The sequence below is a fragment of the Serratia oryzae genome (assembly GCF_001976145.1).
Taxonomy (GTDB): Bacteria; Pseudomonadota; Gammaproteobacteria; order Enterobacterales; family Enterobacteriaceae; genus Chania; species Chania oryzae.
The window spans coordinates 77,027-91,380 of record NZ_MOXD01000015.1; the positions used below are offsets into that span (position 1 = coordinate 77,027).

Here is a 14,354-nt window from a genome sequence, read left to right on the forward strand (position 1 = left end):
GAGAGTAAGAAGCTGCCGTTGGCTTAGCTTGATCTGACATGCCGATTCGTGATCGCTTTCATGGTTTTTCTTTAGGCTAAGTGGTCTATTTTTAAGGGGATTGATAGACACAATAATTTTATTGTCAGAGTCTGCTATTTTTATCTTTAAATTATTAATTAAGAATCAGCCAATTAATCACGCTGTGGGTGATGAATTAAACCAAGTGCCGGGCGCTAAAGAGGTCTACAGGTGATCTACAAATCTATTGCTGAGCAGCTACGTATCCGGCTGAATTCTGCCGACTACAACATTGGCAGCCCGTTACCCAGTGAAAAAAGATTGGCGGAGGAGTTTGCCGTATCAAGGATGACGATTCGCAAAGCGGTAGATTTGTTGCTGAGTTGGGGGCTGGTCATGCGCCGTCATGGCAGTGGCACCTATGTGGCCAATAAGGATGTCCATCACGAAACCACCCATTTAACCGGCTTTATTGAGGTGATGAAAAATCAGGGCAAGCAGGTGGTGAGTGAGGTGCTGGAGTTTGTGGTCATGCCAGCGCCGCCGGCGATTGCCAGCCAGCTACGGATAAAAATTGATGAGCGGATCTATTACTCGCGCCGGGTTCGCTCGGTGGATGGCAAACCGTTGATGGTCGAAGACAGCTATATGCCGGTGAAGCTATACCGCAATTTATCGCTGGCTCATCTGGAGGGGTCAAAATTTTCCTACATTGAAGATGAATGCCATATCACCATATCTGGCAACTATGAAAGCCTGACGCCGGTGTTGGCCGATAAAAAAATGGCGACATTATTAAATATTGAACAGCAAACGCCGATTTTGCGCATTACGTCACTTTCTTATAGTGACGATGGTCAGTTCTTGAACTATTCAGTGATGTTTCGCAATGCCAGTGAATATCAGGTGGATTACCATTTAAGGCGCGAGTCTACCCAACGGCATATTGAATCTGCACTCAGCCGGTAATGGTTTCTCACTTTAATGGTGCTAACGCGACTGACTGATAATGGTGTTATTTAGCTCCCGATTACAAAAATCAGTCTACACTTGGCAGAGGTCTTTGCTCGCTATTTATCTTCTGATCTTGATCAGAAAAATTCAGATGCAGGAACGCATTAGGAGCTGAAATGAACACCGAACTCACCAACGTCAAGATGCCCAGTGTCGAAGAGATAAAGAAAAGCGTTATTAATAAGCTGAGATACAGTTTGTGCCTGGAAGTTGAAAGTGCAAAAAATATCGACATTTTTAATGCGCTGGCGTTAACCCTGCGCGATTACCAGCTTGATGGTTTCTTCAACACGCGTAAATCACAGAAAAAAGCCAAATCCAAGCGTCTCTACTACCTCTCGATGGAATTTCTGATCGGCCAGTCTTTGCGTAACAACCTAATGAACGTTGGATTGTTACAGCAAGCCAAACAGGCCGTGAGTGAGCTGGGATTTGACTTTGAACATATTACGGCGGAAGAGCCGGATGCCGCGTTGGGGAACGGTGGCCTGGGCCGCCTGGCGGCGTGTTTTATTGATTCTATGGCGACGCTGGATATTGCGGCTTCGGGGCATGGTATCAAATATGAATATGGTTTGTTTAAACAGGCGATACAGCATAACAAGCAGGTCGAACAGCCTGACGATTGGCACTCGACGCACTCTCCCTGGTTAATTGAGCACCACTCGCAGTTGATGTTAATTCCCATCGGTGGCCATATCGAAGAAAGTGAGGACATCGAGGGAAATTACAATCCTATGTGGATGGATTGGAAAGTGATTGTCGGCATTCCCCACGATTATCTGGTGACCGGTTACGGCGGGAAAACGGTAAACACCCTGCGGCTATACAGCGCGGGAGCCTCTGACTCGTTTGATGTGCATATCTTTAACCGCGGTGACTATCTGCGTGCCGTTAGCCAGAAGATCGCCTCCGAAAATATCTCAAAAATACTTTACCCGGCGGATGAAATCCAATCAGGTAAAGAATTGCGGCTGACGCAAGAGTATTTCCTGGTGGCATGTACATTGCGCGATATCTTCCATGATTATGCGCAACTGTCTTCAGATATTACCGCACTGCCTGATTTTGTTGCTATCCAGCTTAATGATACCCATCCGGCGTTGGCGATTGTTGAAATGATGCGGATCCTGGTGGACGAACATCGCCTGGATTGGCATCGCGCCTGGGAGATTACGCAGAAAACCTGCTCCTTCACCAACCATACGTTAATGCCTGAGGCGCTGGAAACCTGGCCGGTATCGTTATTTGAAAAATTGCTGCCACGCCACCTGCAAATCATTCTTGAAATCAACCACCGCTTTCTGGCTGAAGTGGCAGAGAAATGGCCCGATAAGCCGCACCTGCTGGCATCGTTATCGCTGTTTGAAGAAGGATGGGAGAAAAAGATCCGCATGGCGAATCTGGCCATCGTGGGCAGCCATAAGGTCAATGGGGTAGCCAAGCTGCACTCTGAATTGATTACGCAAACGCTGGTGCCCGATTTTTATTTTATTACGCCTGAAAAATTCACCAACCAGACCAATGGGGTGACCCCTCGGCGCTGGATCCAGCAGGCAAACCCGGGTTTAGCGACGTTTTTAAACCGCCAGTTGGGCAACGGCTGGGTCACCGATCTCGATAAGCTGCAGCAGTTGAGAAAATTGGCTACTGACAGCGGTGCGGTGGAAGAGATCCAGGCAATCAAGCTTAAGAATAAGCAGGCACTTTGCCGCCAGATCGCCTTTCATCAGGGGGCCCAGCTTGATCCGACAGCCATGTTTGACTGCCAGGTAAAACGTATTCACGAATACAAACGGCAACTGCTGAATATTTTGCATGTCATTCATCTGTATTTAGAGATCACGGAATCTGGCCGCACGTTAACGCCTAAAGTGCACTTATTTGCCGGGAAGGCGGCGCCGGGTTACGCGATGGCGAAACTGATCGTTCAACTGATTAACGAAGTGGCGAAAACGGTGAATAGCGATCCGCGCACCAAGGGCCAGCTCAGCGTGCTGTTCCTTGAAGATTATAAAGTCTCACTGGCGGAGCATATTATTCCCGCCACTGACCTTTCTGAGCAGATCTCCACGGCGGGTACCGAGGCTTCCGGCACCAGTAATATGAAGTTTGCCATGAACGGTGCTCTGACCATCGGCACGCTGGACGGTGCCAATATCGAGATCCGCGACGCGGTGGGGGCAGAGAACTTTTATCTGTTTGGCGCCAATGCGGATGAGATCGACAGGCATCGGCGGGCGGGTTCGCATAACCGGGTTTATCAGAATAACGATCCGGCGATTACCGCGGCGGTAGAAGCGCTGATCTCCGGGCGGTTTAATACCGATACCTCTGTTTTCTGGCCGATCTACCAGATGCTGACCGAATACGATCACTATTGCCACTTGCTGGACTTTGACAGTTACCGTATCGCCCAGAGCCAGGCGCAGGCTGACTTTGCACAGCAGTTGCAATGGCATCAGCGGGCGCTGCTGAATATTGCCAACATGGGCAGCTTCTCCAGCGATCGCACCATCAAAGGTTATGCTACGGAAATTTGGGGGATAGGCTCATGATATCCGCTAAGCAATGCGAGTAGGAATACGGCACATTGTGGCCGGCGACATCGTTACCATGCCTTTTGAGGCAAAGGATTTCTAATGGAACAGCTTACCCATAGTCATTCCTCCAAGGCGATGGAGGTGACGGTACTGATTGTGGATGATTCAAAAAGTTATCGTCATCTGATGGCGACCATGCTGACAAAATGGGGATTCAGCGTCTTTGAGGCGGAAGATGGCAAATGTGCCCTGCGCCTGTTGGAGCAGCAATCGGTGCATATCGTTATCAGCGACTGGGAAATGCCGGTCATGGACGGTGTTGAACTGTGCCAGGCGATCCGCCGGAACGATTTTGGCCATTACATCTATGTCATTCTGGTGACAGCGCGGCAGTCGCTTGACGATCTGCTTACCGGCATGGAGGCCGGGGCGGATGATTTCCTGTCCAAACCGGTCAACCAGAACCAACTTCGTGCACGCCTGCATGCGGCGGAACGCGTGTTGTTGCTGGAGAGCACCCTGGCGGCACGTAACGAAAAGATCTCCTCTGCCTACCGGCAAATCGAATCCGACCTGCAGGCGGCAGCAAAACTCCAGCACAGCGTTTTGCCTGCTCATAATCTGTCTCTGGCCGGATTTGAGGCGGATTGGATGTTTCTGCCCTCGGCCTATGTGTCTGGCGATGTGCTGAACTACTTCTCGCTGGACGAACGGCATATCGCGTTCTTCAGTGTCGATGTTGCTGGCCATGGCGTCAGTGCTGCCATGCTCTCTTTGGCGGTCGCGCGGGAGTTCATGACCGGCCGTATCAGCAGCCAACTGCTCGTCAGCCAGAATGCCGACGGGGAAAGCGCCCCGGTGGCCCCCCATCAGGTTGTGGCGGAGCTTAATCAGCGTTTCTGCCTGGATAATGACGAGGTGTTCAGCTACTACACGCTGATTTATGGCGTGATCGATAGCACCAACGGGCAGGGCACGCTCTGCCAGGCAGGCCATCCGACGCCTTTTATTATCCGGGCCGGTGGGGAGTTACAGGCGGTGGGGCAAGGGGGAATGCCGGTGGGGCTGTTTCCTGAGGCCGAGTATCAGGACAGCCACTTCACGCTTGAAAGCGGCGATCGCCTGTATCTTTACAGCGACGGGATTATTGAGTGCGAAGACGGGCAACAGCAACTGTACGGTGAAGAACGCTTACAACAGCTGTTGTGTCAATACCGCGAACTACCTAAACACCAGGTGTTTGAACGCGTTGAGAATGCGTTAAATACCTGGCGCAGCAGTGAAGTAGAAAACCGGCAGCCGCAGGGGGCTAAACCGCTGCGCCCTTTTGCCGACGATATTTCTCTGATGGCTATTGAACGTGTAGGCATATCAATCAATTAAGGAATCATTATGAACTTTGATATTCAGTCTGAGGATGGGATCGAAATTATTGTTCCGCTGGTACGTCGCCTCGATGCTTCGGTGGCTGCGGTGTTCAAGCAGGAAATGCAGTCTTTTATCCAACAGGGTAAACACTACATTCTTCTGGATTTTAGCCATATCGACTTTATTGACAGTAGCTGTCTGGGTGCCCTGGTATCGATACTCAAAACGCTCAATGGCCGTGGCGAACTGGCACTTTGTTCTTTGAACAGTAATATCCAGCACATGTTTAAACTGACGCGAATGGACAGAATTTTCACTATTGGTAACGATCGAGCGTCGACGTTGAAAGTCATGATTCGCTAAAACAGGACTTGATCCGTTAGAGAGGCCGTATGGCAAGTGTTAGCACCACACTGTGTTTACCGGCATCGCTGGGCAGCCTGGCTGAGCTGAGCAATGCGCTGTATGACTTTGTTGCGCCTTTTGCGCTTGATTCAGCTCTGGTTTATCAGGTTGATCTGGCTTCTTGTGAAGCATTTACCAACATCGTCAAGCATGCGGTGAACTATGATGATAGTCAGAATGTCATCATTACTCTGAGCAATGATGGGCAGCAACTCATGCTGACGCTGGCTGATAATGGGGTGGCGATCCCGGATGAGATCAGGCGAGAGCTTGGGCACGCGCCGAGTCTCTCGCCCGATCCGCTCGTTCAGTCCAGTTGGCCTGAAGGCGGAATGGGGCTGCTACTGATACAATCCATGATGGATAATGTCAGTTACCAAACGGAAAATGGGCGTAATATCCTGACATTGACTAAACAGTTATCCAGTGAGCATTCATGAGCGTTTCACATTCCTCATGGTGGAATGGTCAGGAGCTTTTATGATCGAGCCTTGTAAACCTGTCAATGAACCCTTGCGCCAACTGGCATTGGATACGTTGCACGTGTTGGATACCAATGCGCTGGAAAAACTGGATAGGATCACACGGCTGGCGGCCAATTACTTTAATGTTCCGATTGCGCTGGTTTCACTGATCGATCGTGAACGCCAGTGGTTTTTGTCGCGTTTCGGTCTGGAGGCCAGAGAAACGCCGAGAAATATCTCGTTTTGCGCGCATGCCATCTTGCAGCGGGAGACCTTTATTGTGCGCAATACGGCCACTGATGAACGATTTTGCGACAATCCATTGGTCACCGGTGAGCCGAGGATTGGTTTTTATGCCGGGCAACCGCTGCTATCACTCAATGGTCTGCCGCTGGGCACGCTGTGTATTATCGATCGGCAACCGCGTGCTTTTTCAGCGCAGCAGGCGGCGGATCTGCATGACTTTGCGGCGATCGTGGAAGAGCATCTGCACGGCATTGAGCGTAATGTCTACACCGAAAATCTTGAGTCTGACCTGAAACGAACCGAAGCTCTGTTTGAGCAAACCTTTTCTCAGGCGGCCGTCGGCATGGCGTTGGTCTCCCTCGAAGGCTATTGGCTGCGGGTCAACCCGCGCATTTGTGAAATATTAGGCTATAGCGAGTGGGAATTGCTGGCGCGTACTTTTCGCGATATTACCCATCCTGAGGATCTGGACAGTGATGCGCATCTGCTGCGGCAGTTGCTGGCCGGTGAAATCACCACTTACTCGGTGGAGAAACGTTATTTCCGCTCTGATGGTACGACAGTGTGGGTGCAGTTAACCGTTTCATTAAACCGTTTACCCGATAGTACCCCTCACCATTTTATTGCCGCGATTGTGGATATCACGGAGCGCAAGGTAGCAGAGCACAGTCTGCGTACACTGCAGCATGAACTGGAGGATCGGGTTGTGCAGCGGACACAAGAATTAAATATCGTGGTGAGCAAGCTGAATCAGGAGATTGAGAGCCGGATGAATGCTCAATACCAGCTCAATGCGGAAAAAGAGCGTCTGCGCGCCATCACCGACAACGTACCGGCGTTGATCAGCCAGGTTGGCCCTGATGAGGTGTATCAGTTCGCCAACAGCGCCTATAGGCGCTGGTTTGGTTTTGATGAAGCGACGCTGAAGAACATGAACTTACGGCAGTTGGTAGGTGAAAGTGCCTATCTTAAAGCTAAACCCCTGATCGAAAAAGCATTGCAAGGGCAGACGGTTAGTTTTGAAAATGAATTGCAGACGCTGGCCGGTGAGCGGATTGTCCACACCACGCTGGTGCCCTGTGAAACCCAAGGTTTTTACATTCTGTCGATGGACATCAGCGAGCTTAAACGTTTACAGCGCAGGCTGGAATACGACGTGACGCACGACATGCTGACGGGCTTGCCTAACCGGCGGGCATTTCTCCATCAGCTGACGCAGAGCATGGCGGAATGCGCAGCCAGCCAACAATCGATGGCCGTGTTGTTCATCGATCTGGATGGCTTTAAACAGATCAATGACACCTTTGGGCATGATTTTGGCGACGCCATTTTAAAAACGTTCGCCAAATTGCTTAATGGATGTATTCACGGCTTGGGTTCTATCGCCAGGCTGGCCGGGGATGAATTTACCGCCGTTCTTTGGCGTTTGGCGAACCCCCGCGCCGAAGTGGAACAGGTCTGTAAGGAGATTCTGGGGCAATTGGCACGGCTGGATCGGATTGGCGAGCGGCAAATCACCTTATCGGCCAGCATTGGGGCAGCTATTTATTCCGGCGATCACACAACGGCCAAAATGATACTGGGGCAGGCGGATACAGCAATGTACCGCGCAAAATTGGCGGGTAAGGGTAAATACTCTATCTATTAAGTGAGCAAAGGCTTGCTGTGCACATATACAGGAGTAGTCGGTATGTTGCGAAACCTTGGCAAAGATGAAGAGGCCAGGCTGGCATCCTTGGATGCTCTTGAGGCTTTGGGTGGTCTGCACGATGATGCTTTTCACCATATTCTGGATATGACCTGCATGCTGCTCAACCTGCCGGGGTGCTTTATCTATCTTTTTGGTGCGCAAAGAATATGGATTAAGGCAAAGAAAAACCTTGCGCCTGCAGCGATAAACCACGATAGCCCGTTATTCAACTTTGTGCGTTACAGCGGCGATACTCTGATTTGTGAAGATACGCATAAAGATTCCCGTTTTGCCAACGATCCGATGGTCACCGGGTCAACCGCCATTCGCCAGTTTATTGCCACTCCGTTACGAACCAGCGAAGGTTATGTGATCGGTGCCGTTTGTGTTATCGATCGAAAGCCTGGCAGTTTTTCTGAATCGACTGCGGATCTGTTGAGTAATATGGCCATGATTGTCGCGGAACTGCTTGAGGCGCAGAGTGAAATCGGCCTGGTGGATGCGGTGACGCGTTTCCCTAATCGGCAACGTCTGCTGGGGGATATCCAGCAGCTTGCTCCCGAGCATGGCGAGTTTGTGCTGATTCTGATCGATACCCTGGATATCAAATATGTCTACGAAATAGCCCGCTCGTTTGGTATGGCAGAAGTAGAAAGTGTTTTGCGCGACATCGGCCATTTTCTAAAAACCACCTTTATGAATGAACAGATGATCTACGCGATTTCTCTGGGGCGGTTTGCCATCATTTTGCGTGCGGAAAAGTTAAACCGCTGTATGGAACATATGGAGAAATTTGCCGACAGGATGCAGCGCGAAGTGCGCAGTATCGTGCCATTGAAGCTGGATTTTTATGCCGGCTACGTCTGGTTTTCTCCCCCTTGCACCACCCCTCCCGAGTTATTGCGTATGGCCACCAGTGCCTTGCATGACGCTATTGATGAGCGGGTGACAATTTCCGCTTACAGCGAATCTAAAGACGCAACGCGGAAGTTTAACCTTAATATACTCAACGATCTGGCTGAAAGCCTGAACCAGCAGCGTGGGCTGTATCTGGTCTTTCAGCCCAAGGTCATTTTGTCGACGCGGAAAATTATCGGTGCCGAGGCATTGCTCCGTTGGCAACACCCGACATTGGGCGAAATCCAGCCGGATGCTTTTATCCCAATTGCGGAAAGTACTTCGCTGATCAAGCTGTTGACTGAATTTGTCATTGCCCGCTCGGTGCTGGAAGCCAAACGCTTACGTCAACAGGGGATCAACATTCCGATCTCGATTAATATCAGCGCCAATAATTTTGCCGAGCCGGATTTTGCGGAAAAGCTCGACTATCTGGTGCGCGACGGCGGCCTGCAGCCGCAAGATATTGAAATTGAATGCCTGGAAACGCAGCGCATTCTGGAAAGCACGGAGGCTTTGGCCTGTGTAAAGGCCCTGCGTCAAATGGGGTATGCCATTGCGCTTGATGATTTTGGCACGGGCTACAGTAACCTCAATTATTTGCGTAATATCCCCGCCGATCTGATTAAAATCGATCGTTCATTGATCGAAAACCTGAAGTCAGACAATGACAGCCGCATTATCGTAGAGAGCCTGATCAAAATGCTGCATATGCTGAACTATGCCGTTTTGGCGGAAGGTGTTGAGGATCGTGAAACGCTGAAGTACCTGGAGCAGTATCAGTGCGATATTATTCAGGGGTATTTCTATTCTCCGCCAATGACGCTTGAGCGGCTGATGAGTCTGATCGCTGCGGAGAAGAATGGTATGTTGGCGTCATACCCTGATGGGGATTGAGCTTGGCTCGTTCCCCATCAAGGGCACTGTTTTAGCTGGCTTCTTGGGTGGCAGCAAGCGAGGTTTGAAGCTGTTGACACAGAGCTTCCAGGCCAGCGCTTTGCGCCAGAATAGTGGGCAGGTTGCCAGCCGCAGCAGCCTGTTCGATCTGGATGAGTTTGCTCTCCAGCGGGGCACAGACAAAGTGCAGGCATTCGCCTTTGAGCTGATGGGCGCTGCGCCGGATCGCGTCAAAGTCCTGTTTCTCTATAGCGTTATGCAGTGATGCCAGTAAGGCAGGCAACTCCTCGATAAATATCGCTGCCAATTCGTTAAACAGCGTTTTATCGTTGCTCAACTGGGCTAAGGCCTGCGAGTAGTCGAAGATCGGAGCCTCTGGCACCTCCCGGCTAAGATCGCATACCCGCTGAATTTCCCCCGCCAGATTTTCCAGCAAAATGGGCTTACTGATATAGCCATCAAAACCGTAGGATAAACACATTTCCCGATCGCCTTTCATGGCGTGTGCGGTCATGGCTACGATCGGTTGATGTTTGCCTGGCTGCTGTTTTTCACTGGCGCGAATCTGCTGCACGGCCTCAATACCATCCATTTCTGGCATTTGTAGATCCATCAGCACCACATCGTAATGCTCTTGCGCCAGTTTTTGCAGTGCTAGCTTGCCATTGCCCACCACTTCACAGGTGTGCCCCAGTTTACGGATGAAATTGATCGCCAGCTGTTGATTGATCAGATTATCTTCGGCCACCAGAATGTGATAACCCTTGTTAACCTCTTGCGCAGGAGCACTCACCACTGGCTGGAGCTTATGGGGATTTTCAGGGATCAGCGTGCGGATGATGGTTTCTTGCAGTTCGGCGGTATCAATAGGTTTGGTCAGAAAGCCCGATACGCCAACTTTTTTCAGCACCGCGGTATCTATCCGGTTGCCCATGGAGCTGAGCATGATCAGCTTACACTGACGCAGGCTGGGCGTGGACATAATCTCCAGTGCCAATGCCATACCGTCCATCTCCGGCATTTGTGAATCCAGCAGAATCAAGGGGAAGCGTCGGCCGGCGTTCAGCACGTCCAACGCCGCCTTGCCGGAGTTCACCGTGTGTGGCTTGAACCCCATATTGCGTAGCATATCGAACAGTAACCGCAGGTTGGTTTCATTGTCATCCACGACCAAAACGGCCAGATCGACCAGGGAGCTGGGCAATGTTGTTGGAGTGCGAACGGGGATCACCTCAGCATCAGCGTTGACCGGCAGGGAAAAGTAAAAACAACTGCCGTGCCCTGGCTGGCTGGAAACCTGCAGTTTACCCCCCATCATCGCCACCAGCCTGGCGGAAATGGTCAATCCCAGCCCGGTGCCGCCGTATTTACGCGTGGTTGAGGTGTCCGCCTGGCTGAAGGATTCAAAAATGATGGCCTGTTTGTCTTCAGCGATGCCAATACCGGTGTCGGTAATGCTGAACGTCAGCATCCCCGCAGGGGCAAGTGAGGGGGCGATGCGCAGTACCACTTCGCCGTCTTGGGTAAATTTAAGCGCATTGCCGATTAGGTTTGTCAGAATTTGCCGCAGGCGCAGTGCATCACCGTAAAACGTAGTCGGAACCGTTGGATCGATATCCACGATCAACTCGGGGCCTTTTTCGGCGAACTTGGACATTAGCGGCCGGGTAATCTCATGAATCAGGGTTCGTAGCGTAAAGTTCTCGGCCTCCAGAACGATCTTCCCGGCTTCAATTTTTGAAAAATCGAGAATGTCATCGATGATCTTTAGCAAGGCACGCGCGGACGAATAGACCATGTTGATGTAATCACGCTGCTCTTTGTTGAGGTTGGTTTCCAGGCACAACTGCGTCATCCCGAGGATCCCGTTCATCGGCGTGCGTATTTCGTGGCTCATATTGGCAAGGAATTCGCTCTTGGCGCGGCTAGCCGCACGGGCAAGTTCGACGGATTGCTGGGACGAAAATTCTGCTTCTTTACGCTCCGTGATGTCTTGCAATGTGCCGATTGCGCGTTGCACCTCACCTTGTATGCCCATGCTGATGATTTGACCTTGAATCAGCACCCAGCGGTAGTCGCCATCCCGATGTTTGATGCGAACCTCACAGTCAAACACCGGTAAAACTGCGTTGTTGGCCTGTTGCAGGCAATTCAACAACAGCGGTAAATCCTCGGGATGCAGCACCTGTTGCCACAGCGCGGAGGTATATTGACTGTTTTCGCGGCTGACCCCAAGTAGCAATAACAAGGCATCATTGACCTGCAACCGATCCTGTGTGCATTCCCAATCCCAAATCCCAATGTGGGAGGTTTCTGCCGCCAGAATGAAATTGTTGTGCCAGACCTGCCCGGAGTGGGCGATTTCGGCATATTGCGTGATGTCGGTGTGCAGGCTGACAATACCACCACCTGGTACCCGGTGATGCTGCACGTATAGCGTGCGTTCCAGCAGATTACGGATTTCATAATGACCATCCTGCCGGCAGTTATTGAGTACCGCTTCGGTCAGTTGTGGTTTTTTTAACTGGATTGAGCGGGCATCGCTGGTATCGAGCACGCATTCGATCACTTCTTCCAGTGAAATGCCTGAGCGCAATTGCCCCGCTAGTCCGGGATAATATTCCACCACCTTGCTATTCCAGTAACACAGGCGCTCCTCCTCGTCATAAACCAGCAGCGCAGCTTGAATCACATCCAATGCGGGGAATAAAAGATTATTTTTCATCCTGTGCCTCTTTGCTGGCATCATGATGCAGCTCCGCCTGGCGGCGCATGAACTCCAGCCCCGGGGCCATAAAAATTGCCCAGGCGGTGAGCACTTCCTCATCGCATTGCGGATCCAGATCGCGCACGGTTTGCAACACCGCGCGGCGCCAGTAGGCAAACACCGAGGCGGGTAAGTTGAGGCCGTGTTCGCTTTGTTCCCGCGTGACGTGTTCCAGATAGTCGGAGACGATGTAGCTGGTGGCGACAGACAGCATGTAGAAAAATGCTTTGTAGATTATTTTCTGCTGTTCCTGATGAGCCTGCGGGCTCGGCAGGACGTTAAGCGCCTGGGTGCTTTCGATGAATAACGCATAGAAATGGGAGAAAAAGGTATCCCCTTGGTCCGCTGAGGTCATCCGGTCGTAGCTGTCATTGAACAGCACTTCATAATTTGTGCTCATATCATTTTCCTTCAGCCTCGGGGAGGTATGCAATGATTTGACCCGTTAAGGCTATCTTTCACCCGCGCAGAGCTGGTGAGCCAGATGATTGAGAGGTGGCTCATCATAGGGATGAACAATAAAAGTGCACCATACATTCCAGTTGCGGGCAAGAGACAATGTTGTTTGGCATAAGACAGTCTAGTTGACCATAGGGGATGCGCAAGGCAGTGGGAAGATGGAAATCACATATTATTCATTGCATTAATAAAAGCGAACCGACACCTAGGTATTAAATGGGGATCTTTTCTGGCAACGGCCAACGCCGCAGCCAGATTGCCTAAGTTAATCCACCAGAACGCGTTTGTTGGTGGCCCCCCAAAGGATCGACATCTCGGTAAACAGCGCACCGCTGATCTCTTCAACCTCCTCGGCGGTAACCTGCGCAGTGCCCTGTTTGCCAAAGAACACAACTTCATCGCCAGGGCGCGCCTGCTTCAGTTCTGTGACATCCACCATCACGGTATTCATTGAGGTTTTACCAACAATTGGCACCCGTTGCCCGTGAATCAGCACGTGGCCTGCGTTGCTGAATACCCGGCGATAGCCATCGGCATAGCCTACGGGGATATTCGCCAGTACCGAGTCGCGTTTTAGCCTGTAAGTGCGATCGTAGCCCACGGTATTGCCTTGCGGGTAATGATTCAGCGCGGCAATCGAAGATTTGAAGGTCATCACGCGCCGGTATTCCGTGCTGGCAATGGTATCGCCATAAAATACCCCGCCGACGCGCACCATATCGAGCCAGGATTCTGGCACGGTGAGCGTGGCGAAGGTGTTGGCGACGTGCAGCGTAACGTCACTGCGTTTGAGCCCGGTAATATCCAGCACCTGTTGCGACTGCACTTTGAAACGGGCGAGGTCTTTCCTGACCGCCTCCGCATCTTCTTCCGGATAATGCGACATGATGCCAACAATCTTCAGGTGGCTTAATTGAGAGATCGCCTTGGCTTCTTGCAGACCTGTGGCATTGCTGACCTCCAGTCCGTTGCGCGACATGCCGCCGGCGTTGAGTGCCAAATGGATCCGCAGCGTTTTGCCCTGCTGAGCGGCAATGGCATCCAGACGCTGGGCCATCTCCAGGTTACCGATCAGTTCTTCAACATCGTAATCCGTCGCCTGACGCATCTCCTGCTCGGTGGCATTGCGCACGCGCATCAGGCGCCCGGTAAAGCCCAGTTCACGCACGGTTTTCAGCTCCTGATTGCTGGCTACGCCGATGCACTGAACGTTGTTTTTCAGCATCACCGGGGTCACCAGCGAGAGATCGTGCCCGTAGGCATCGCCTTTCAGGATGGCGCAGAGGGTGGATTTATTCCCCAGCAACTGCTGAATTTTTTGCGTGTTGTATTCCAGCGCGCTGCGCGAAATCTCAATCCTGGCATTATCCACCACCGGTTGGCTTTGGATCGAGAGAGGCAATGCGTTGGTGGCGGTAACCCGGGTGGGTTGATGGCAGGCGGTGATGACCAGCAGAGGTATTAAAGCCAAATGACGTAAAGGTAGTGGCATGCTAGCTCCTTAGCATAAGAGAAGGTAAATCCCTGAGGGTAGATCGTTTTTTTAGATTTTACTGATGGTTAGCGTTACGCCGACAAGGGGGATAGCAGGGTATGGAGATGTC

10 protein-coding genes are annotated in these 14,354 nt (G+C 51.4%); 7 read left to right on the top strand and 3 right to left on the bottom strand.

The window, feature by feature from the left end:
* Window positions 1–231 precede the first annotated feature (231 nt).
* From BMI79_RS20920 to BMI79_RS20950, 7 genes are all read left to right on the top strand, one after another.
* A complete protein-coding gene (locus tag BMI79_RS20920; RefSeq protein WP_076944081.1) occupies window positions 232–969 on the top strand; it encodes a GntR family transcriptional regulator in 738 nt (245 codons plus the stop codon).
* A gap of 161 nt (window positions 970–1,130) precedes the next feature.
* Window positions 1,131–3,572: a glycogen/starch/alpha-glucan phosphorylase gene (locus BMI79_RS20925; protein ID WP_241680027.1), complete on the top strand. Its 2,442-nt coding sequence runs from the start codon at window positions 1,131–1,133 to the stop codon at window positions 3,570–3,572.
* A gap of 84 nt (window positions 3,573–3,656) precedes the next feature.
* Window positions 3,657–4,940 carry a PP2C family protein-serine/threonine phosphatase gene (locus BMI79_RS20930; RefSeq protein ID WP_244157362.1) on the top strand — a complete coding sequence of 428 codons (1,284 nt, stop codon included), beginning with the start codon at window positions 3,657–3,659 and terminating at the stop codon, window positions 4,938–4,940.
* Between the two features lie 9 nt (window positions 4,941–4,949).
* On the top strand, window positions 4,950–5,288 hold the full coding sequence (locus BMI79_RS20935; protein ID WP_076944082.1) for an STAS domain-containing protein: 339 nt from the start codon (window positions 4,950–4,952) through the stop codon (window positions 5,286–5,288).
* 29 nt (window positions 5,289–5,317) lie between these two features.
* The gene (locus BMI79_RS20940; RefSeq protein WP_076944083.1) at window positions 5,318–5,770 is read left to right on the top strand and encodes an ATP-binding protein; all 453 of its coding nucleotides are present in this window, start codon (window positions 5,318–5,320) and stop codon (window positions 5,768–5,770) included.
* A gap of 40 nt (window positions 5,771–5,810) precedes the next feature.
* Window positions 5,811–7,688 carry a diguanylate cyclase domain-containing protein gene (locus BMI79_RS20945; protein ID WP_076944084.1) on the top strand — a complete coding sequence of 626 codons (1,878 nt, stop codon included), beginning with the start codon at window positions 5,811–5,813 and terminating at the stop codon, window positions 7,686–7,688.
* A gap of 42 nt (window positions 7,689–7,730) precedes the next feature.
* Entirely contained in the window at window positions 7,731–9,524 is a 1,794-nt protein-coding gene (locus tag BMI79_RS20950; RefSeq protein WP_076944085.1) for a bifunctional diguanylate cyclase/phosphodiesterase, read from the top strand.
* A 31-nt stretch (window positions 9,525–9,555) separates the two neighbouring features.
* Here BMI79_RS20950 and BMI79_RS20955 read toward each other — a convergent pair whose 3' ends face one another.
* From BMI79_RS20955 to alr, 3 genes are all read right to left on the bottom strand, one after another.
* Complete coding sequence (locus BMI79_RS20955; RefSeq protein ID WP_076944086.1) at window positions 9,556–12,249, bottom strand: PAS domain-containing hybrid sensor histidine kinase/response regulator; 2,694 nt, start codon at window positions 12,247–12,249, stop codon at window positions 9,556–9,558.
* Complete coding sequence (locus BMI79_RS20960; protein ID WP_076944087.1) at window positions 12,239–12,691, bottom strand: Globin; 453 nt, start codon at window positions 12,689–12,691, stop codon at window positions 12,239–12,241. Before BMI79_RS20960 ends, BMI79_RS20955 begins: the two co-directional genes overlap by 11 nt.
* 324 nt (window positions 12,692–13,015) lie before the next feature.
* On the bottom strand, window positions 13,016–14,242 hold the full coding sequence (gene alr / locus BMI79_RS20965; protein WP_076944088.1) for an alanine racemase: 1,227 nt from the start codon (window positions 14,240–14,242) through the stop codon (window positions 13,016–13,018).
* Window positions 14,243–14,354 lie beyond the last annotated feature (112 nt).

Excerpts from the sequence above, each read along its gene's own strand:
- BMI79_RS20925 (WP_241680027.1), top strand. The coding sequence starts at position 1,131 with ATGAACACCGAACTCACCAACGTCAAGATGCCCAGTGTCGAAGAGATA.
- BMI79_RS20930 (WP_244157362.1), top strand. The coding sequence starts at position 3,657 with ATGGAACAGCTTACCCATAGTCATTCCTCCAAGGCGATGGAGGTGACG.
- BMI79_RS20935 (WP_076944082.1), top strand. The coding sequence starts at position 4,950 with ATGAACTTTGATATTCAGTCTGAGGATGGGATCGAAATTATTGTTCCG.
- BMI79_RS20940 (WP_076944083.1), top strand. The coding sequence starts at position 5,318 with ATGGCAAGTGTTAGCACCACACTGTGTTTACCGGCATCGCTGGGCAGC.
- BMI79_RS20945 (WP_076944084.1), top strand. The coding sequence starts at position 5,811 with ATGATCGAGCCTTGTAAACCTGTCAATGAACCCTTGCGCCAACTGGCA.
- BMI79_RS20950 (WP_076944085.1), top strand. The coding sequence starts at position 7,731 with ATGTTGCGAAACCTTGGCAAAGATGAAGAGGCCAGGCTGGCATCCTTG.
- BMI79_RS20955 (WP_076944086.1), bottom strand. The coding sequence starts at position 12,249 with ATGAAAAATAATCTTTTATTCCCCGCATTGGATGTGATTCAAGCTGCG.
- BMI79_RS20960 (WP_076944087.1), bottom strand. The coding sequence starts at position 12,691 with ATGAGCACAAATTATGAAGTGCTGTTCAATGACAGCTACGACCGGATG.
- alr (WP_076944088.1), bottom strand. The coding sequence starts at position 14,242 with ATGCCACTACCTTTACGTCATTTGGCTTTAATACCTCTGCTGGTCATC.